This window comes from Proteus vulgaris (assembly GCF_011045815.1).
GTDB classification, from domain to species: Bacteria; Pseudomonadota; Gammaproteobacteria; order Enterobacterales; family Enterobacteriaceae; genus Proteus; species Proteus vulgaris_B.
In genome coordinates this window covers 3541265-3561251 of sequence record NZ_CP047344.1, presented here as the reverse complement: position 1 = coordinate 3561251, position 19987 = coordinate 3541265, and the positions used below count along the sequence as shown (strand labels likewise).

General features: G+C 38.7%; 20 protein-coding genes and 2 pseudogenes. 8 read left to right on the top strand and 14 right to left on the bottom strand.

The genetic code is table 11. The features are described from left to right. The first annotated feature begins 42 nt into the window (after positions 1-42). Positions 43-756, top strand: coding sequence for an NUDIX hydrolase (locus tag GTH24_RS16810; protein ID WP_164526945.1), 714 nt, complete (start codon positions 43-45; stop codon positions 754-756). Positions 757-785: 29 nt separating this feature from the next. Here the strand turns inward: GTH24_RS16810 and aes are convergent, their stop codons facing one another. After that, entirely contained in the window at positions 786-1754 is a 969-nt protein-coding gene (gene aes, locus GTH24_RS16805) for an acetyl esterase (protein WP_164526738.1), read from the bottom strand. 286 nt (positions 1755-2040) lie between these two features. On the opposite strand from aes, the gene GTH24_RS16800 reads away from it, so the two are divergent. Then, on the top strand, positions 2041-2466 hold the full coding sequence (locus GTH24_RS16800; protein WP_164526737.1) for a TonB family protein: 426 nt from the start codon (positions 2041-2043) through the stop codon (positions 2464-2466). 103 nt (positions 2467-2569) lie between these two features. Here the strand turns inward: GTH24_RS16800 and GTH24_RS16795 are convergent, their stop codons facing one another. The 13 genes and pseudogenes from GTH24_RS16795 to GTH24_RS16740 form a co-directional block, all read right to left on the bottom strand. Continuing rightward, the gene (locus GTH24_RS16795) at positions 2570-4069 is read right to left on the bottom strand and encodes a helix-hairpin-helix domain-containing protein (RefSeq protein ID WP_164526736.1); all 1500 of its coding nucleotides are present in this window, start codon (positions 4067-4069) and stop codon (positions 2570-2572) included. Between the two features lie 27 nt (positions 4070-4096). Continuing rightward, positions 4097-5596 (bottom strand): PP2C family serine/threonine-protein phosphatase, encoded by a 1500-nt coding sequence (locus tag GTH24_RS16790; protein WP_164526735.1) that lies wholly within the window; start codon positions 5594-5596, stop codon positions 4097-4099. Beyond that, complete coding sequence (locus GTH24_RS16785; protein ID WP_072068978.1) at positions 5596-6636, bottom strand: TerY-C metal binding domain-containing protein; 1041 nt, start codon at positions 6634-6636, stop codon at positions 5596-5598. Before GTH24_RS16785 ends, GTH24_RS16790 begins: the two co-directional genes overlap by 1 nt. A 106-nt stretch (positions 6637-6742) precedes the next feature. Beyond that, positions 6743-7381, bottom strand: coding sequence for a vWA domain-containing protein (locus GTH24_RS16780; RefSeq protein WP_072068977.1), 639 nt, complete (start codon positions 7379-7381; stop codon positions 6743-6745). Continuing rightward, on the bottom strand, positions 7381-8022 hold the full coding sequence (locus tag GTH24_RS16775) for a TerD family protein (RefSeq protein WP_164526734.1): 642 nt from the start codon (positions 8020-8022) through the stop codon (positions 7381-7383). Before GTH24_RS16775 ends, GTH24_RS16780 begins: the two co-directional genes overlap by 1 nt. Before the next feature lie 17 nt (positions 8023-8039). Further along, on the bottom strand, positions 8040-8678 hold the full coding sequence (locus GTH24_RS16770; protein ID WP_072068976.1) for a vWA domain-containing protein: 639 nt from the start codon (positions 8676-8678) through the stop codon (positions 8040-8042). 517 nt (positions 8679-9195) lie between these two features. Further along, complete coding sequence (locus GTH24_RS16765) at positions 9196-9690, bottom strand: tellurium resistance protein TerW (RefSeq protein WP_164526733.1); 495 nt, start codon at positions 9688-9690, stop codon at positions 9196-9198. A gap of 305 nt (positions 9691-9995) precedes the next feature. Then, positions 9996-10940, bottom strand: coding sequence for an HpcH/HpaI aldolase/citrate lyase family protein (locus GTH24_RS16760; protein WP_072070092.1), 945 nt, complete (start codon positions 10938-10940; stop codon positions 9996-9998). Then, a pseudogene (locus GTH24_RS22515) lies at positions 10940-11146 on the bottom strand (RNA-binding protein); the annotation flags it as partial. The pseudogene GTH24_RS22515 and the gene GTH24_RS16760, both read right to left, overlap by 1 nt. Positions 11147-11271: 125 nt before the next feature. Beyond that, positions 11272-12016, bottom strand: a pseudogene (locus tag GTH24_RS16755) (cysteine protease StiP domain-containing protein); the annotation flags it as partial. Between the two features lie 2 nt (positions 12017-12018). Beyond that, positions 12019-12789, bottom strand: coding sequence for a hypothetical protein (locus tag GTH24_RS16750; protein WP_164526732.1), 771 nt, complete (start codon positions 12787-12789; stop codon positions 12019-12021). Further along, complete coding sequence (locus GTH24_RS16745) at positions 12782-13918, bottom strand: phosphoribosyltransferase domain-containing protein (protein ID WP_206535551.1); 1137 nt, start codon at positions 13916-13918, stop codon at positions 12782-12784. Before GTH24_RS16745 ends, GTH24_RS16750 begins: the two co-directional genes overlap by 8 nt. 14 nt (positions 13919-13932) lie before the next feature. Next, the gene (locus GTH24_RS16740; protein ID WP_164526730.1) at positions 13933-15003 is read right to left on the bottom strand and encodes an ATP-grasp domain-containing protein; all 1071 of its coding nucleotides are present in this window, start codon (positions 15001-15003) and stop codon (positions 13933-13935) included. A gap of 323 nt (positions 15004-15326) precedes the next feature. On the opposite strand from GTH24_RS16740, the gene GTH24_RS16735 reads away from it, so the two are divergent. From GTH24_RS16735 to GTH24_RS16710, 6 genes are all read left to right on the top strand, one after another. Then, the gene (locus GTH24_RS16735; RefSeq protein WP_072070087.1) at positions 15327-15911 is read left to right on the top strand and encodes a TerD family protein; all 585 of its coding nucleotides are present in this window, start codon (positions 15327-15329) and stop codon (positions 15909-15911) included. Then, the gene (locus GTH24_RS16730) at positions 15911-17083 is read left to right on the top strand and encodes a TerD family protein (RefSeq protein ID WP_072070086.1); all 1173 of its coding nucleotides are present in this window, start codon (positions 15911-15913) and stop codon (positions 17081-17083) included. The genes GTH24_RS16735 and GTH24_RS16730 overlap by 1 nt, the downstream gene beginning before the upstream one ends. Before the next feature lie 25 nt (positions 17084-17108). After that, the gene (locus tag GTH24_RS16725; RefSeq protein WP_072070085.1) at positions 17109-17564 is read left to right on the top strand and encodes a tellurite resistance TerB family protein; all 456 of its coding nucleotides are present in this window, start codon (positions 17109-17111) and stop codon (positions 17562-17564) included. 34 nt (positions 17565-17598) lie between these two features. Then, positions 17599-18639 (top strand): TerC/Alx family metal homeostasis membrane protein, encoded by a 1041-nt coding sequence (locus GTH24_RS16720; RefSeq protein WP_072070084.1) that lies wholly within the window; start codon positions 17599-17601, stop codon positions 18637-18639. A 53-nt stretch (positions 18640-18692) separates the two neighbouring features. After that, entirely contained in the window at positions 18693-19271 is a 579-nt protein-coding gene (locus GTH24_RS16715) for a TerD family protein (RefSeq protein ID WP_072070083.1), read from the top strand. Between the two features lie 78 nt (positions 19272-19349). Then, positions 19350-19925: a TerD family protein gene (locus GTH24_RS16710; protein ID WP_072070082.1), complete on the top strand. Its 576-nt coding sequence runs from the start codon at positions 19350-19352 to the stop codon at positions 19923-19925. The last annotated feature ends 62 nt before the right edge of the window (positions 19926-19987 follow it).

Here is a 19987-nt window from a genome sequence, read left to right as displayed (position 1 = left end):
AACCTTAAAATAGCCTTATCATTTCCTAATAAAGTTTACGCCATGAATGAACAAGATTTTTTAGCCAGTTATAACCGCCGTGATTTCCTATCGCCACTGATCACTGTTGATGCTGTACTGTTTACTTATCATGAAGAGCAGTTAAAAGTGTTGTTAGTGAAAAGAGGGGAACATCCTGAAAAAGGGAAATGGGGTTTACCCGGCGGGTTTGTCGATGAAGTGAAAGATAAATGCCTTGAAGATACGGTGCTAAGAAAATTAAAAGAGAAAACAGGTGTGATCCCCCCTTATATTGAGCAACTCTGTTCAGTGGGAAATGATCAGCGTGATGCAAGAGGTTGGTCAGTGACGGTTTGTTATACCGCGTTAATGGCACATCAAGCGTGCGAGGCTCATATTGATACCGTGGATTCGGTAATGTGGTTACCAATTGATGAGGTTACACAACAAAGCTTAGCTTTTGATCATCAAGAATTAATTACACAAGCAAGAGAGCGTTTAAAGCAAAAATCACTTTATTCAATTGTCCCCGGATTTGCATTACCCGAAGTGTTTACCTTGCCGGAGTTACAGCATGTTCATGAAATTTTAATTGGTAAAGAGATCCAGAAAAAATCATTTAGGCGACGCATTGAACAAGCGGATTTATTGATTGATACAGGAGAAAAACGGGCTGAAAGAGGGCGCCCCGCTAGTCTGTATCGACTTAAAGAGGCGTCTGCGGATTATCGGTTTCTTCGTAATCTTGAGTTTTAAAAAGCTGCTTGTTTATAAAGCTAACTGTTTTACAAAGCGAGTTGTTTTACAAAATAGTGAGCGCCATCTCGAATGGCGTCATCTGCCACTTTCATCATACGTGAATAATGTAAAAAGGCATGTAATGTGCCGGAATACATTTTATATTCACAAGGTAATTGATGCGCTTCTAAGGTTTTAAATAGTGCCACGCTATCATCTATAAGTGGGTCGTATTGTGCGCTGGCGATAAAGCAAGGTGGAATATCTTGCGTTAAGTCGTTATTAAATAAGCAATAGTAAGGTGCGTCACGACTGCCAAGGGCGGTTAAATACGCATTGTCATATTCTTCTAAATCTTGCTGGCGCAATCCATCCCATTCACCACCATAAAGGCGGCGACTGGTGGAATCACGTAAGCCATATAACCCATACCAAAGTAAAGCCGCACTCACTTTGCCACAGTGAATGTGTTTGTCACGTAACCATAATACAGTGGCAAGCGATAACATGGCACCTGCGGAGTCACCAGCAAAACCAATACGTTGAGTATTAATATCGTAGTGTTTTGCATTTTGATGATAATACCGACAAACCTGTGCGGATTCATCAATGGCTTGGGGATATCGTGCTTCCGGTGACAGTGAATAATCAATGCCAATAACGGTACAACTGGTATAGCAGGCAAGCAGTCGCATAATGCGATCGTGGGTATCTAAATTTCCTAAAATAAACCCGCCACCATGCAGATAATAGAGAGTTGCGGGTGTTTTTTCTTTGGGTTTATAAAGACGCGTTAATACATTTCCATAAGAAGTACTAACCGAAATATCTTTTACGTCAAACATTTTTGGTGCGTCAGCATTCCAATAACGCCTATCTTTATTATAAGCAAGGCGCATCGATGGATAGCCCTCATTGTCTGGCGCAGGTTGTGGGTTATCTGCATAAAATTGCATAACTTGCTTCATCTCTGGCGAAATAAGTTCTAGCACATTGATTTTATTTTTAGTTTTCATTCAGGCCTCCAATTATCACTGTGGGGTATTGTAAATAACGGGGCTTAATAAACTGAGATCGTGATATCCAATATTGAACGTTAGAGAAGCATTGAGGGGTTTTATGCTGAAAATGTGATTTTGTGTTGATATTAAATAAAAGGTGAAAGATTGATAGATTGCACAGTTTTTCTTAATTAAATATTATGTTTGAGAATAAAAATGATTATTAGAGGTTTTATTGAATTTAATCTTATTTTGGGAAAGGGAAAGGGAAAGGGAAAGGGAAAGGGAAAGGGAAAGGGAAATGAAAATAAAATTAGCTATTTTAAGTTTACTTTGTAGCACCATTTTATTAAATGGATGTGCTACTCAATCAATACAGCCGGATGCGCAATCTAATTTGTTATTGAAAGCAAAATTAATCGATGAACCAGAGAAAATAACTCAGAATGAAATAGATAAGTCAAATTTCACGGTTAAAAATCGCCCTAAGAATTTATTGCGAGTATATCCTAATTATCCTGTAAGAGCGTATTATCAAGGTATTGAGGGAACGTTAAATATTAAATTTGATATTGATGAAAATGGATATGTACAAAATATTAGGATGTTAGATTCCCCTTTAGTGGATGTTTTTGGTTTATCGACTATTCATGCTATGGAAAAATGGCGTTATGAGTCAGGAAAACCGGCAAAAGATTTAAATTTAACAATCGAATTTAAACGTTGATTTAAAAAGAACTTTAAGAATAATACTATTAATAAAAATAAAGCTAACAAGGTAGAAAAGAGAATAACCCGCGATAAATTAAACAGATTATTCTCTTACTTTATTAATTTGAGACTAATTGCACCACAACAAGTCGCCCGCCTTCTTCTGTCGATAATACAAATTGCAATCCATCAGTTAGGGCAATTTTATCACCAATTGCTATCTGTTTTTTCTCCGGCAATACCATTAATCCATCAATACGCTCATTAACAAGCCACCATGTTGAATTGTGATAAACAAAATAACCTACGCGTTTTTTTTGTTCATCCGTGGTGCGTTCATTGGGGGCAATAAGGCGATTCACATGCCAAGGAAATAGTGATTGATTACTCCAAACCATTAAACGGTGATCATCAGGTCTAAAACTACCAGCTTTACGTGAAGAATAGAGATTTAAAATCGGTAATTGCCCTTTATATGGCGTATGACAATAAGGACAAACTGGCTGGGTTTTTCCAGAAAAAACATACCATTGCTGTTCACAATCTTTATTCTGACAAGGCTGAACCAAATCTACCGTTTTGACTAAAGCAGTTTCCCATTCATCTGCGGTAGGTCGTTGTGAAGGTTCGTGTAATCCTGAAATAAAGGCTCTTTCAAAAAGAGGCGTCAGGTAAGGCCCCATAATAGTGTATGGGATTTTTTCAGGATCAGCCCAAGGTAGAGATGACGGTTTTATCTGATTAAGTTTTACCGCATTGCTACGATCTGTTGGGTGTTCAATAAACAGCGCTTTTTCACCCATAGAGAGAGTTTCATCACGCATTTCATCGTCAAGATCGTGAATTTTACCGCCACGTAATGGATGGCGATAAAATAGATACATATAGATTAATACCGCAAGGGCGTGTCTATCAGTCGTGATACTTGGCAAGATACGGTTAGGATCTTCTTTCGGTAAATGGCTAGTTTTTACCACTTCTGGTGCAATAAAATCAGGTGTTCCGACAACATCAGGTGGATATTTTCCAGGTACTACTAAGCCGTCAATATCAATTACACATGCATGACCTTGCTCAGGATCGATAAGGACGTTTTTATAACTTAAATCGCTATGACATAAGCCTGCTGCATGCATTCTGCGTACTGCACGAGAGAGCAATAAACAGACTTTTAGATAATTTAATAAATTGCCTCTTTCCCTAGGATCGAGAAATTTATTTTGGTTGTTGGCGCTTGCAAACCATTTACCTTCTTTTTCACGACCTTTTATGGCAAGAAAATCATTGTTTTTAGAGCCATATTTAAAGAAGAAGTGGGATTGATACGTCGGCACTACAATACCGATTTTACCTTGATGTTCAACAACATCAGTTGGCCAGCAAAAAAGGTTTTTCCAGTATTCACCACCACTTTGCTCAAAGATATTATGACGATAAGAGCCTGTTATCATATCTATCCTATCTTTGGCTTGTGCGTTTTGTTTTGTCTTATAAAAGGCAACAACATAGGTTTTGTCAGGGGAAAAATAGACATCTTTCATTGAACCAGAGCCAATAATTTCATTGACGTACTGAACTGTTTTTCCACTTTGCGTTGTACAGGTAATGATATCTGCCATGAAACTCACCTATTTTCTCTTTGATGATCACCAAGCCACAATTAGAGTGCGGTCATCGTGATTGCCTGCTGAAAAGAAATTTAGCCATTCGGCCAGTGTTTGATCAGCGGTTTCCGGTGAGGCTAAACAAGGCGATATTTCATCAATAAGCGCTGCCCATTTATTGGGATCTTGTAAGCCGTTATCTGTTTCAAACTTAGGATCAGACACACCGTCTGTCATTAATATCAGGTGTGAAATCTCACTCCATTTACCAATAATAATACGTCGATTAAATTCAATATCATTAAGCGCATTATCATCAAGAAAACGAGTTTGTCCTGCATATTCACCGCTATCAGGAATACCTAAAACACGGACTTTTCCAGCTGGTCCATAAGCTGCAATTGCACCATCACCCATCCAAAAGGCAGCTGCAAATAGCTCATCATTGATACGTAGAGTCACTGTTGCTAACAGTGTAGTTGAAAATGATTTTACGGGTTCATTAATGCGAATAGCTTCATTTTTTAGGTGATTAATTGCAAGCTGTGACGCATTGTGAAATAGCTTAGAAAAAAAGTTGCCTACTTGCCTTTTCTCACTCTCATCATCCCATTGGTGAATGGTGTTGAGATAAGGTGCTAATGCTGGATTTTTTTCAATGTTCAATTGTTCTTCAAGGTATTCACTGACAACTTTAGTGACAATACGTGAACCTTCACGAGAGTAGCGAGCACTACCTGCACCGTCAGCGACAATTAAAATATTCCATTGGCTTTGGCTATTGTGATGAATGTAAAAATCGTCATCACGAAATGTACCTGCATGTTCATGAGAGCGACCGCGACGACTTGCTCCTGCAATACGAATGTCGTCTTTAAGAATAAGTTTGCTATCAATATGTGCTTTAGGATAAAGGCTATCTGCAGGAGGTTCGTTAATTTGCCATAAGCTACGAGGATCAGGATTAATGATTAATAATACATCATTGTGGTAATGCGCTGAATTTACAGACCAGTTTATGGTTAGTGTGAAATTACCACTTTTTGTTGGTATGCCAACTAAGCAACAACTTTCGGCATCAAAGGTTATGCCGAGATCTTCCTGAATATTTACGGACTCAATTTGTGCAGAATCAAGCGTATCTAATTCAATATTAATCGAAGAATTAAATTCGCTACCTACTTTGGCATTAGAAAGGGTAATTTTGGCTGTAGGGCGGTGAATAATCGGTTTTTCTATTGGCATTGGTGATGAGTGTGTTGGGATTTGCCCCGGTTTTAATGGGCTTTCTTTTGGTAATGATGCTTCGTCAGAGGTTAAATTGCGGGCTGGTGGCAATAACAGAAGAATAGATTGTACTTTATCTTGTGGTGTTATTTTTTTTACCGTTGTTGCTTTTATTTTATCAATAATAAAATCAATATGTTGAGCGATTTCTGTGTCTTCGTATAACGCAATAATCAGCTCTTCATGTACAGGAATGCGTTGTGAAGTTAGCGTATCATCAATAATCAGTTTTGTGAGTAGGGCTTTTTTATCCATTAGCCTTTACCTCGAGTGACATCAAAGTCAGATTGATTGCTGTTATTTCCAAAGGTGATGCTGTTATCACACCATGGGCAAATAACTGTTTCAGGACCATTTACACAAAGTAATTTTCCACATTGGCAAACAGCAAAGGCAGTGGCATTGCCACAATAGGGGCAACCAGGAGTGCCATGAAGTTCACTGGTATTCACTTGGTATGCTGTAGCACTGAGATCACTCCATGCAAAGTAATCTTCGTTTAAGGTGTAACAGCCCGTTAAATTAAACCCATTAAGGTTTAGATTAAAATCGAGCCCAGAGGCTTTCATTGGTGGGCGTTCATATTTCATTAAATAAGGCGATCGAGTGTGGCTACAACGGCCGACAAATGTGACACAAGATTCATCATAGGCACGAGCTACATCATCTTTGGCAAGGCGAACAATTTGTTCGGTTTTGCTTAAAAGGGGAGGTGTTTCTTCGCCAACACTGCGACTGTGAGAAACCACAGACATCGTTATCCATTTTATAAAACGGGTGAAATCGCCTTCTTGTGCTTCAGTAAATAACAGCACATTTTCAGTTAATTGTGATAGTGCGTGTAAGTCAGCACTTAAGCCTAATCCAATCGCAATTAAGTTAACCTTATTGGCGTAGTGGGCTTTCCAGCGTTTAATTTCTTGTGCGTAATCATCAGTTGGTCTGCCGTCAGTAAGGAGGTAAACAACAGGTTTCCAATCACCTTTTTGCTCAAGCGTGGTTTTTCTAACTTGAGTATCAATTTGGTGAGTAAGTTCTCGTAACGCACTGCCTAGTGATGTGCCACCACCAAGAGGAAGCTGAGGGGGATAAAAAGAGACAACTTCAGTGAGTGGAACAATGGTTTTCGCAACGCCAGCAAAGGCAATGACAGAAACCCAAGCAGTTTCAAGAGCATGAGGATCTCGTCTGAGATCGCTAATAATAGTCGTAAGACCGTCATTCATCTTTTTTAGGTTTTCACCTATCATCGATTCTGAGCAATCTAAAACAAAGAAAATAGGTAGCCTTCTCATTGTTATACCTTATCACTTTATAGTGGCTGTTATATATTTGTGATGGATAAACCAAAGCCTAAATAAAATAAAAGCAAAGCCTGTTTTAGCGCTTTGCTTTTGTGGATCACAGTACCAACTGAATTTCAGGCGGCGGTGGCGGTAGTGTGTCTTTATCGGTGTTAATGCCTGCACTGGAACTACCGGATGCTACACTCGCAGAGACCCATTTGAAAAAGCCTGAGAAGGCGTTGGAGTCTAATGTTTCTAATGCTACCACTTGGGATGTGAGCTCTTTAAGGTGATCATGTTTGGCTTTTGGGCCAACTGCACAGGCGATGATCGAACCAAATGAGCGTTTTTTCACTTCTTTAATGGCTTCACCATAAGCATAAGCATCAGAAGGGGTACCATCTGTCATTAAGAAGACCAGCGGACGCCAGTCACCTTTTTGATCACCATCAGAGCGTTTAATATCACGATCAACACACTTGATTAAACATTCAAGTGCTGCGCCAGTAAATGTGCCACCAGAGCTAGGAACGGTGATATCAGTGAATTGGAAATCTTCTAATGCCGTTAAGGGAATAAATTCACGTGCTTCATTATCATAAGTGATAATAGAGATATGTACGCTTTCTAATGCGTAGGGATCTTGTCTCAATGCATTTAGCATTGTTTGTATTCCTACGTTAACGGCATGAATAGATTCACCTCTCATTGATCCTGATGTATCAATAAGTAGGTAAACAGGAAGTCTTCTCATTAGGTAAAGTCCTTTAAGTAAGAAACAAAACTATCTGAACTTGAAGGCTCACCAATAGCGTTAAGTTTCCAGCCATTTTCTTCTCTGACTAATTCAGCAAATAACATCGATCGTTGATTATTGAAGGCTTCGCCTCCGGATAAATCAAAACGAGCCATTTCTATATTTTTGGCATCAACGGCGCGGATAAAGGCATTCTGTACTTTACCAAAGTGTTGTTGTAGCTCACGCCCATTATAAATCTGAACAATAAAGACGATTTTGGTAAATTTAGGATCTAGGGTATTTAATTTTGCGATGATCTGTTCATCATCTCCATCACCAGCGCCTGTACGGTTATCACCTGTTAACCAAATCTGTCCAGATTTATGTTTAAGGCTATTAAAGAAAATAATATCACCATTAACAAGAGAAGGTTGTCCGCCTTCAATTTTACCCAGATCATTGACCTTGCCGTTTTCACCACATAAAAAGGCGATAACATCTAAATCGTATTCTTCACTTTTCTTACCAAAAAGTCCGCCCAAAAATCCACGTTTCTCTTCGTTGATATCCCAACCTAAACCGATAGTGACAGAGGAAAGGTCATATTCATTTTTCTTTAAACTAACGCCTTGTCCTTTTTTTAAACTCACTGACATATTCATTCCTTTTTTATTTAAAGTACAACGTTAACCTCTGGAGGAGGTGGTGGTAAGTCATCAAGATCGCTAATATCTTTCTTGGTTAAATCGACTTTTTGACTACCGACAGAAATACTGGCTGAAACCCACTTAAAGAATGACTTTATCGTGTTAGAATCCGCCGTATCTAGCCGTAATACAATCTCAGTAATATTTTTTAGTACATCCGTTTGTGCAGATTGTCCTGCTGCGCAGGCAATCACAACACCAGTACGGGCTGCTTTAAATTTCTCAACGCCTTTTTTCCAATCGTCCGTTGGTGCGCCATCAGTCATTACAAAAACAAGTGGGCGCCAATCACCTTTAGTTTCAGCGGTTGTTTTTTGCACTTCATTTTCAATTCGATCAGAAACTAATGTGAGTGCCTCACCTAATGCCGTAGTTCCACTTGCGACTAAATCAGGTACGCTAAAGTTAATTAAATCAGTGAGTGGAACAATTTGTTGTGCGGTTGAATTAAAGGTGATGATAGAAATATAGGCGGTTTCTAATGCGTAAGGATCTTGGCGTAATGTTGATAAGAGCATTTCAACGCCATTCTTTACTGCTGCAATAGGTTCGCCATACATAGAACCCGATGTATCAAGTAAAAGGTAAACTGGCAATCTTCTCATGCATTTATCCTGTTAGTGAGGTAGGAATAAGCGGCTAATATACTAACCGACTGATGAACGTGTTGAATTGAGATTATGCTTAGTTTAATTAAATTAGGAAAAAAACGCAGTGATGATTGTCCAATATTATTAATCTGAAAGAAGATCGCATAAAAAGTAAAATAAAAGAGAAATTAACCCATATTCACCCTTATTTTGAGTGGTTGACGGGCATTTATTATAAAAGATATTTTTATTGATTGCTCTTAATTGGAACGATGTAAAAAGAAGAGCTAATAAAGAATAGGTATAAATACCCTTTATTTATATAACATTAAATAATCAAACAAAAAAACAAGTAAATTCAATTAATTATATTTGTTTTAATTTCGTTTTTAAAATAATTAAAAGTAAAGCTACAATTTATTAAATATATAAATATATTATTATTTAATAAATTATTTTATGTATTTAATTCTTTGTTGATTATAAAAATAACTTGATACTAATGTATCAAGTTATTTATTAATATATATTATTATTTTTTTAAACCATCTTTTTCTTTTTCAGCTAATTCAGCAAGTGTTGATTGAATTAAATTTTCAATATAATGGTCAACCAATAATTCAACCGCTTCGCTACGTGTGGAATTATTTAAATAAGATAATCTGTCAATTTTGCGTAATGCTGACATTTTTAATGAAAGTGAAACCGATTTTTTCTTATCTTTATCGAGATAAACTCGGCTTGTCATTCCATTATGGCGAAGATCTTCACTGGCTGATAGTGCCTCACGCATACGACGTAATGCTTTATTATCAAGTTGACCACGCTCGGTCATTTGATAAGCTCGAGACGCTTTACTGTACTTTATTTCAGCGTCATAAGAATCTCTTATCTCTTTTAAGACGCGAGTTAACGTTGGCTCCGAGCATTCAAGAGCAGAAATAATCTTAATGGTTGGAACCTTTTTTCCCGAGCTTAAAAGGGTTGCCAGTGTAAAGACTCTGACCTGACGAGTGCTTAATTGCATGCTTAGTTACCACTTATTCTGTCATTCGTGTGTTAAAATATTCAGCTTCAATTTTTATTATTCTTGTTCTTACACTTTATTTACAAGTATCAGAAACATTAAAATTATAAATAAAATAAGCGTCCTATTAAATGTAGTATAAAATAATATTTCAAATGAAAAAAATGACTTTTAAAATAAAAAGTCGGTTTTGTTTTTATAAGTTCTAGCTAAAGATAACATGTTTTAACTAGAAACTTATAAATCAAAATCAAAATAAGATAGTTATTTTATCTTATTGAGTTCATCACCTGCTATAGAGTGTTTTATGTTGCATTAAAACGTTGAGCATTATTTTGTTGGTTAGGAATAATGCCATAAATTTTAGCTCTGGTTAAAATACTCAATGCCCAGCGACGATGTGTTGCAGGTTCACACATCGCACCTTGTGATTTAAAGACGGCTTGTGTTGAATTTAAGATGCGTAAAGCATCTGAGTGATCTGATTGAGATACCATGAGAGCTTGTTCAATCTTGTGAATTTGCTTTGGATGTATCGCCGTTTTACCCACAAGACCATTGGCAATATCAAGAGCAAGCTCTTTATCCATAATATGGTGATCATCAATATGCTCACAAACGGGGGCTGTAAGTGCAAACTGACGAGCACCAAATACAGCAACTAGCATTTTTATGACATAACCCATTGGGCCATCATAAAGTGTTAACTGGCGATTACGTCTTAGCGAAATCACATTCATTAAGTCATTACCACCAATACGTAATGCGATAATTCTGTTATGACAAGGGTGAGTCAGCAGGTGGTTTGCAAGCTCTGTCATTTGAATAACATCAAACACCTCTTCGGTTTCAAGAGTTGGCATCATACATAAATGCGTATTCTCAATAATATTCCACCAAATAGGTAAACAAGCTTGAGTAAATTTAGGCAGCACAAGACCGTCAATAGCACTGACATCAAGTGTTTCTGTGATCCATTGACCCATTTCCGTGTGGCGAGGGCGAATAAATAGCAAAGGCCAATGGCTACAATCATGGTTCTTTTTATGCTCTGCCAACTTAGTTAATAACGTAGCCAAATTTTCTAATGCGACAGGAATATCAGCATCGCTAACCGCATCTTCTAAACAGATAATTAAAGAGCGTAAGCCTTCAATTTTCTGATCGATAATTGTTGTCGCAATATCTGTTCGAGTTGCTGGCATATAAAGGGTTGCCCCTAAATTCCATGGGGATAATCGTTCAATCATTATTTCACCTTTTTAATGATAGTCACTGCACGATATTGACCAAGCGCTTGCCCTGCTTCAATAACAGCAATATTTTTTTCTTGCGCAAGATAAACCAGTAATGCCACATCAGGATCAGTTATCTCTCTCACAAGAACATGGTCAGGTACACGGCGTAAAACAGCGCGTGTGGCTTCGGCAATACCGGGTTTTATACGATTGATATTTGAAATATCATATTTTTTTGCAAGTGAACTAACGACGTTTTCGCTCAGCTTTTTTAAATCTGATTGTTGTTCTTTAAATGGGGCATGTGGGATATCGTTTTTAATCAAGTAATCAATATTTTTTCCAACAATATCAACAAGATATCGACTGCACTCATATTGTTTTAAATGTTGGCAATCGACAAAACCATGAAAACCTTTTTCTGTCCAAATTGAACGTGAAATTAATCCAGAAACGGGAGCACCCATGATCCCAAAGGGGATAAGCCAATCTTCATCACTGGCACTTAACCATGCGCAACCACAAGGATCTGCAAGGACGACAAGGCGTGGCTGTGGGGGGTAGCCTTCGCGTCCAGTTAATGAGCGAATTAACTCACCTGTAATAGCACCTTTTCCCGTCCAACCATCAACAAAAACAATTCCTTCTGTGCCGTGATGTTGTTCAATCCATGAAAGTGCTTCGCTATCAATACCTCTATCTCGAATAATGCTTATTCCATAGTGATAAGAGGTTTTCCCCATTTTGCGCAATGTTTGTTGCAACATCACACCTAGAGGAACACCCGCACGGACAAGGCTTGTCAGAATAATCGGGGTATCACCAAAGCGTTCAATAAGGGATTTTGCCAGCATAATGACTTCAGTTGCTAAGCGTGCCGCACCGGTTTCTAGCGCTTTTTCAAAGAGATCAAGATGCCATGTTGTAGGTTCTGGCTCTTGGCTTAGCATGTCAGAATAGTGGCGTTTACCTGATTGTATTAGCTCTTCTTTTAACTCAACAGGCGTCATTTCAATATTGACGGGTTGAAGTAGAAAATCGACATCACCTGATACATAAGATCCTGAAAACGGTTTATGATCCATCATGTTTATTCTCCAAAAATTTTTGTGTTGATCGCATCAGCGAATTGGCTTTGGCGAGGAAGCCCATACCAATTGCATAATTTCATAAAGCGATGATCACTTAGGCTATCGCCTAAACCAATGACAGGAAAAACGCCACGTTCTGCTTTTAATTTATTAAGCAAATAGGTGACAGCTTTGCCTTTCTCAATAGGCTCAGGTAACCAAGCAATATTGTTACTGTTGCGATGAATATAAAAACCTTCGGTTGAGAATATTTTTTCTATCTCATCACCTATGGTGTATAGCTCTTCTAGTCGAGTGCTATCGTTATGCTTCATCACTAAATAAATAGGCAAATCACCATATTCATAGTTAATTCGTGCCCAACCATCAATATGTCGTTCCGCCATTAATTGCGTAATTGATTGTTGTAGTGTGAGTAAACGTTGTGTATATGGCGTTAAGCTTCGGGTGATATGGTTTTGCCACTGGGTATCAGCTATACCTTCAGGGGTTAATACCACAGCACCATGTGTGGTAATTGCCCATGAGTGAAAAGGGATTGTGACTCGGCTTATTTCCTCTGTACCACGTGCAGTAACAGGAATTAAGTCAGCATGTTCTAGCATCCAATCTACCAGCATGGCTTGTTCTTGCGTCATAAAGCTACGAGGCTCTAAACTTCTATCCAATGCCCCAGTTTTATAGGGTTCAAGCGCTAACTCATCGACCATTTTACGACGTGTTTGAAATAAAGTGTCGTCGAGATCAGTTAAAATAACGGGCTTAGTCATAACTAATTACCTCAACAATAGGTGCAACTTTATTAAGGGCTTCAATCAGTTGGTTATCAATACTATCAACCGGGGTTTCACAACAAAGTAAAATACGATCAAATTGTTGGTGTGCCACGTTGTAGACAAAATTAGGAATGCCTAAACCATAATTATCAGTAAAAGTAATGGCTGATTGAATAGCAAAATTGGTTGAAATAGGTGAACGTGTTGTCGAGCTATATTTTACAATAGCTCCTTGTTTTTCAAGACGTTCAGCAAGTAAGAACGGTTCCCAGACAAATTCTCCCGATCCTAAAACAAGGATCTTTTCACCCAAAGAAGCATTGATGGATAAGCCTAGATCATTTGCAGGCGTTGTCATCCCTAATCGACCCCAGCTCTGTTTACCAGTGATCGCAACTTGACCGGATGCTGTAATATTGACATTAGGCATAACAGGTAGGGGCGCATTAGGATCGGCATCCCATTGCCATTTACCTTGAACTAAAGAGAGAGTTTTAATCGGTAATGGGGCACGTTCAGCGATAGACTCACCACTCCAATCCGTCAATGTGACGGCAATAACGTGTTCAATATGTGTTAATCCACCTTCTTCACGTAGTGCTGAAAGTAGGTTAATAAAGGTATTGCCTGTAGTGGCTTCATCATCAATTAATACAACAGTTTTTGCTTGTTGTACCCACTGGCGTTGCTCTGCTGCTTTTGGCAAATAAAGTAAGTGATCGGTCGCATGACTGTGGTTTTCTTTAAATTCACACAGTAGTTCACCCTCATCAACGGGGTGACGTGTTGAGGTTAAATAAATCGCTTGTTGATAGCGGCTTCTCACCTCATCAAAAATACCAGCCCCTAAACCTACGGCGGTTTCTGCCATACCAATAAACAAAATAGGGCCTTCGAGTGAAGGTGGAAATTGCTTGGCAAGTTTTTGGTAGGTTTCACGCATTTTTTTCGGTGAAACTGGAATATGACGGCCTAATACCTTACTGACAAATAAGAATGCACGCTTAGGGTTACGTCTTTCTGCAATATCAAATAATTCATCAAGTAACTCAATAGGGCAATTTGGTGTCACGCTCAATGTGCCACAACTAAGTTGGCGACGATAAACTAAAGAGTCACTCATGCTATTCTTCATTATTAATTATTATCCGTACTTATTACGTTTGTTAACGTTGAATTGAAAACAATAGAATCGGTGATTGAGCGTATTTTTGTTGGTGCAAAATGGCTATTTTGAGCTTGCGCTTCTTCAATGCTCATCAATCCCAATTGGCGTAAAGCAAAAATACCAGCAAGGTGAATACCGCAATGTTTGGTATAACCAATGCCACCCGAAGGGCGCATATTAATTTCAAGTAATAATGGACGGCCTTGATGGTTATTTCGGGTTTGCACATTAACAAGACCATCTGCTTTCATGGCTGTGGCGCAGGCTTTGCCTAATTGATAGGCTTCACCTGAAGTTTCTAGATGCTGGATTGCTCCCTCTTTACGACGAGCGACGCCAGCAATGACATTGCCTTGTTCAACAACCATATCAACAGAGTATTCTGGGCCAGGTAAATAAGGCATGAGCACTAATGGCTCAAAGTGTTCAACCGCTTTTAATGCATCAACATATTGTTGTGGATTAACTTGGCGATTTTCTGGGTGGTTAAACAGTGCCATAGGCGAAACTTGATTATCAAAGCGCCAAAAACCCATTCCATAAATGCCTTTTACTGGCTTAATGCATAAAGGGATCTCACCAAAAGGTGGATTTTTAATTTGTTTTTCTAATTCAATGATTGAATCAATGTAAATAGAAGGCACAACAGGAAGACCGCATTGTTCCATAGCTTGTGCAAATGCGACTTTATCATCCGCTAACTGAAGCTGTTTCAGTTCAGTTGCACCTGTGGTTAATTTTACCCCTAGTGACTCAATTTCATGACGATGAGATTCAAACCATGCGCTATTACGACCTGTGTGAATAACGCGAACTTGATGCTTTTTGACGATATCGGCAATAATAAAGTTTAAACGTAATGTCTCATCTTGAGGCTCATAAAAAGCACCATCAGCAAGCGATAAAATCTCATTTCGAGTATGGCGATGAGAAGCAAGCACGACAATATCTTGTTGTTGCTGTTTTGCAAAGTCTTTAACACTTTGAATTATATCGCGTTGTGATGATAAACCTTCCATAAACCAAATCGTATTGTTCATTACGCTGTATACCGTGAAATAAAAGTGTAGGGTTCAAGTCCTATAATCATGAAGATTTCGAAGAACTGTGTCAATCATAATATGATTTATTTGATTTTAGTTTAAATTAGACTAACCAATAACGTTATTATTATGTTTTTTTTGTGTTTTATAATTTATTTTTTATAAAAACATTTTTAATATCAATATGTTGACAAAACTTTAAATTTGGATGGTGAAAATAGTCTTGCTCATGTACTTCATCATGATATGATTATTTTCACAATATGGATTTAATCACAAATGGCATTATTGTTTCACTCTACCTCTGAAGGAATTTAATTATGGTTTCATTAAGCAAGAATCAAACAGTTTCTCTCAGTAAACAAGCACCTACACTGAGCCATTTAATGTTTGGTTTGGGCTGGGATCCAATTAAGAAAAAAGGATTATTAGGTGGTCTTTTTGGTGGTGGTGGTTCTATTGATTTAGATGCAAGTTGCGTTTTACTTGACGCTAATGGCAATCAAATCGATACCATTTGGTTTCGCAAATTAAAATCAAGTTGTCAGTCAGTAGTTCATTCTGGTGATAACTTAACTGGAGACGGTGATGGCGATGATGAAACCATTTTCGTTGATTTAGGCCGTTTACCAACAAATGTTGAATACTTGGTTTTCACTGTAAACAGTTTCCGTGGACAAACATTTAATGAAGTTGAAAACGCATTCTGTCGTGTTGTTGATAAAACAACAAACAAAGAATTAGTGCGTTATACCTTAGCAGAACAGGGTTCTCATACTGGTATCGTGATTGCTTCTTTACAACGTAATCATGGTCAGTGGGATTTCACGGCATTTGGTGCACCTTGTAAAGGTCGCGTGATTAACGACATGATGCCCGATATCGTGGCTACGGTGGTACGCTAATGAATATGACACCAGGTGGTAATGTTCCTGTTCCTAATCAAACGCTTATTGTTAGGGTCCAATCAGGGGCACCGGTTGATGCCTCCGCTTTTAGACTTTATGCCTCAGGCAAAGTTAATGGCGACGCCGATATGGTGTTTTATGGACAAGCAGCGAGTGATGATCGCACGGTTATTTATGCAACAGCAGGAAATAGCACTTCTTTTACCGTAGATTTAACACGTTTACGTCCTGATGTTGAAAAAATTGCGTTTACAGCAACCTGTGATGGACAGCAAACTATCGCTAATTTGCAACGATTATCCATTCAGGTTGATGCGAATAACGAAGTGGTAGCAAATGGAAATGTTGAAATTAATGGCCGCTCAGAAGCGGCATTAATTTTAGGCGAATTATATCGGCGTAATGGTAGTTGGAAATTTCGTTTTATCGCCCAAGGGTTCAATGGGGGGTTAAAACCGTTAGCTGAACATTTTGGTGTTGATATTGCAGATCCTGAACCCACTCCTGTGCCACCTACAATGCCTAAACCCGCGCCAACTTCAGCACCTAATACAGTGAATTTAAGTAAGGTTTCTTTAACGAAAGAGAAGCCAGCTATTAGCCTAACGAAGAAAGATGATTTCGGTAAAATTCGAATTAATCTTAATTGGCATCGTGAAAGCAATAATAGTAATTCAGGATTATTAGGTGGATTATTTGGTGGTAAGAAAGGTATTGATTTAGATATTGGTGCTTTTGTTGAACTACAGGATGGTTATAAGTCTGTTATTCAAGCATTAGGAAATGGCTTTGGTGATTTTAACCACGCGCCTTATGTTGAATTACAAGGTGACGATAGAACAGGCGATGTTGCTGGTGGTGAGTGGATCTTTGTTAATGGACGCGAGTGGAAATCACTAAAACAAGTGCTGATTTTCGCGTTTATTTATGAGGGCGTACCGAATTGGAGTAAAACAGATGGTGTTGTCACCATTCATGTTCCTGATCAACCCCCTATTGAAACTCGTTTAACTGAAGGTAACAATGGCCGTGGTATGTGTGCGATTGCACGGCTAGTGAATGAGAACGGTTCAATAAAAGTGGAACGTCTCAATGAGTTTTTTAAAGGCCACCGTGATATGGATAATGCCTACGGGTGGGGATTTCGCTGGACAGCGGGTTCTAAGTGATCAAATTGATATAAGGAAAAGTAACATGAGTTTTTTCAATAAATTAAAAGAAGGTTTTAATACGGGCCGTTCTGAGTTAGCAAAGCAAGTTGGTCGCTTTAAAAACAAAAAATTTATGCAAGGAACTGTGGCTGTCTGTGCGCGCATTGCCATCGCCAGTGACGGAGTGAGTTCTGAAGAAAAACAGAAGATGCTGGGTTTTTTAAAGGCATCAGATGAACTTAAAGTATTTGATACCTCAGAGGTGATTGAATTCTTTAATAAGCTAATTACAAGTTTCGACTTTGACGCTGAAATCGGTAAAGGTGAAACGATGAAGTATATTCTGGCAATGAAAGATCAGCCAGAAGCTGCGCAATTAGCTATTCGTGTTGGTATTGCTGTTGCGAAAAGTGATGGTGATTTTGACAATGATGAAAAAGAGGCTGTGCGTGCTATTGCCATTGCATTAGGCTTTGAACCCGCAGAATTTGGTTTGTAATTAATTTAAGATAGGGAACCGTTCAGGAATTATTATGGTATCCACACATATTGGTTTTCCGACAGAAACTGTCATTGTCTTTGTAGTACTTGCGATTGGCGCTATTTTTATCGACTTATTCATGCATCGCGCTGATAAGCCGATAACGTTAAAGAATGCCATATTTTGGTCTATATTCTGGATTGCTATTGCTATGGCATTCGCAGGATTCCTTTATATTCACCATGGTGCTGAAGTTGCGAGCTTATTCGTAACGGGTTATGCGCTAGAGAAAGTACTTTCCGTTGATAACTTGTTTGTCATGATGGCGATTTTCTCTTGGTTTTCCGTGCCAGACCGCTTCCGCCACCGCGTTCTTTATTGGGGTATTATCGGTGCTATCGTTTTCCGTGGGATCTTTGTTGCCATCGGTACAGGACTGCTAAGTTTAGGACCATATGTTGAGATAGTATTTGCCTTAATCGTTGCTTGGACGGCAGTTATGATGCTGAAAAGCGGTGATGATAGTGAAGAAATCGAAGACTATTCACAACATCTTGCTTATCGCTTAGTTAAACGATTTTTCCCTATATGGCCAAAAATCACAGGACACGCTTTCTTATTAACACAAAAAGAAGTGGATGTTGAATTAGCGAAACCTGAAAACAAAGATGTCACTATCGGTCGTGGTACAAAAGCTGCGTTATATGCAACCCCACTTATGTTGTGTGTTGCTGTTGTAGAGCTTTCTGATGTGATGTTTGCTTTCGACTCTGTTCCCGCTATTATCGCTGTAAGCCGTGAACCCCTGATTGTCTATAGTGCAATGATGTTCGCAATCTTAGGCCTACGTACGCTTTACTTCGTATTAGAAGCGTTAAAACAGTATCTCGTTTACCTTGAAAAAGCGGTTATTGTGTTGCTGTTCTTTATTGCCGTAAAACTGGGTCTCAATGCAACAGACCACATTTGGCAGCATGGATACAGTATTTCCGCGACAACTAGCCTATTTGTTGTGCTGGGGGTTCTTGCTCTGGGAATTATTGCAAGCTTTGTGTTCCCTGAGAAAAAAGATAATGAAGGTAAGTCAGAATAATTAATATTCTTGAGAAATCAGAATATCAAAAACTAAATTAAAGAGGTTAAAAAATGAGCGTTTCTCTTTCTAAAGGTGGTAATGTCTCTCTGAGCAAAGCAGCCCCAACGATGAAAAACGTCCTTGTCGGACTTGGTTGGGATGCCCGTTCTACAGATGGTCAAGATTTTGACTTAGATGCATCTGTATTTTTGTTAGCCGCTAATGGAAAAGTACGTAGCGATGCCGATTTCATTTTTTATAACAACTTAAGATCCGCTGACGGCTCTGTTGTTCATACCGGTGATAACCGTACGGGTGAAGGCGATGGTGATGATGAAGCACTGAAAATCAAATTAGACATGATCCCGAATGATGTCGATAAGGTTATCTTTGTTGTCACTATCCATGATGCTCAAGCACGTCGCCAAAGCTTTGGTCAGGTATCGGGTGCATTTATTCGCCTAGTTAATGATGACAACCAAATTGAAGTTGCTCGCTATGATTTAACGGAAGATGCATCAACTGAAACGGCAATGTTATTTGGCGAGTTATATCGTCATAACGCAGAGTGGAAATTCCGTGCTGTTGGTCAAGGTTATGCAGGTGGCTTAGGTTCTGTTTGTGCTCAGTACGGTATAAATGCCTCTTGATAGATTGTTGTAAAATACTAACCACTGGCATTCATAAAAAGTGATTGCCAGTTTATTCAATAAAGTAGGAGCTTTGATATGGCAGTTTCCCTCGTTAAAGGTGGTAATGTTTCTCTAACTAAAGAAGCACCAACAATGTCGGTTGCTATGGTTGGTTTAGGATGGGATGCCCGCGTGACTGATGGCGCAGAATTTGATTTAGATGCGTCAGTATTCATGGTTGGTGAAGATGGAAAAGTACTTTCAGACGCAAGTTTTATCTTCTTTAATAACAAAGTGAGTCAGTGCGGAAGCGTTGAACACCAAGGAGATAACCGTACTGGGGAAGGCGACGGTGATGATGAACAAGTCAAAATCACTTTATCAAAAGTCCCTGCTGAAGTGAAAAAACTGGTATTTGCAGTCACTATTTATGATGCTGAAAATCGTAAACAAAACTTTGGTATGGTAAGCAACAGTTTTATGCGCGTTTTTAACAACGACAATGGGGCTGAAATTGCACGTTTTGATCTTTCTGAGGATGCCTCTACAGAAACTGCAATGATCTTCGGTGAGTTATATCGCCATGGCGCAGAGTGGAAATTCAAAGCTGTTGGTCAAGGTTTTGCGGGTGGTTTAGGTGCGTTAGCATCACAACACGGTGTAAATATCTAAGACTTTATTTAGCCCTCGCGTTAGCGGGGGCTATTTGTTTCTGTGTTGATAGGGGAAACCGT

Coding starts and splice junctions, on each gene's coding strand:
- GTH24_RS16745 (WP_206535551.1), bottom strand. CDS start 13,918: ATGAGTGACTCTTTAGTTTATCGTCGCCAACTTAGTTGTGGCACATTG.
- GTH24_RS16735 (WP_072070087.1), top strand. CDS start 15,327: ATGGTTTCATTAAGCAAGAATCAAACAGTTTCTCTCAGTAAACAAGCA.
- GTH24_RS16715 (WP_072070083.1), top strand. CDS start 18,693: ATGAGCGTTTCTCTTTCTAAAGGTGGTAATGTCTCTCTGAGCAAAGCA.
- GTH24_RS16760 (WP_072070092.1), bottom strand. CDS start 10,940: ATGATTGAACGATTATCCCCATGGAATTTAGGGGCAACCCTTTATATG.
- GTH24_RS16740 (WP_164526730.1), bottom strand. CDS start 15,003: ATGAACAATACGATTTGGTTTATGGAAGGTTTATCATCACAACGCGAT.
- aes (WP_164526738.1), bottom strand. CDS start 1,754: ATGAAAACTAAAAATAAAATCAATGTGCTAGAACTTATTTCGCCAGAG.
- GTH24_RS16770 (WP_072068976.1), bottom strand. CDS start 8,678: ATGAGAAGATTGCCAGTTTACCTTTTACTTGATACATCGGGTTCTATG.
- GTH24_RS16725 (WP_072070085.1), top strand. CDS start 17,109: ATGAGTTTTTTCAATAAATTAAAAGAAGGTTTTAATACGGGCCGTTCT.
- GTH24_RS16710 (WP_072070082.1), top strand. CDS start 19,350: ATGGCAGTTTCCCTCGTTAAAGGTGGTAATGTTTCTCTAACTAAAGAA.
- GTH24_RS16790 (WP_164526735.1), bottom strand. CDS start 5,596: ATGGATAAAAAAGCCCTACTCACAAAACTGATTATTGATGATACGCTA.
- GTH24_RS16730 (WP_072070086.1), top strand. CDS start 15,911: ATGAATATGACACCAGGTGGTAATGTTCCTGTTCCTAATCAAACGCTT.
- GTH24_RS16765 (WP_164526733.1), bottom strand. CDS start 9,690: ATGCAATTAAGCACTCGTCAGGTCAGAGTCTTTACACTGGCAACCCTT.
- GTH24_RS16795 (WP_164526736.1), bottom strand. CDS start 4,069: ATGGCAGATATCATTACCTGTACAACGCAAAGTGGAAAAACAGTTCAG.
- GTH24_RS16775 (WP_164526734.1), bottom strand. CDS start 8,022: ATGTCAGTGAGTTTAAAAAAAGGACAAGGCGTTAGTTTAAAGAAAAAT.
- GTH24_RS16720 (WP_072070084.1), top strand. CDS start 17,599: ATGGTATCCACACATATTGGTTTTCCGACAGAAACTGTCATTGTCTTT.
- GTH24_RS16785 (WP_072068978.1), bottom strand. CDS start 6,636: ATGAGAAGGCTACCTATTTTCTTTGTTTTAGATTGCTCAGAATCGATG.
- GTH24_RS16750 (WP_164526732.1), bottom strand. CDS start 12,789: ATGACTAAGCCCGTTATTTTAACTGATCTCGACGACACTTTATTTCAA.
- GTH24_RS16810 (WP_164526945.1), top strand. CDS start 43: ATGAATGAACAAGATTTTTTAGCCAGTTATAACCGCCGTGATTTCCTA.
- GTH24_RS16800 (WP_164526737.1), top strand. CDS start 2,041: ATGAAAATAAAATTAGCTATTTTAAGTTTACTTTGTAGCACCATTTTA.
- GTH24_RS16780 (WP_072068977.1), bottom strand. CDS start 7,381: ATGAGAAGACTTCCTGTTTACCTACTTATTGATACATCAGGATCAATG.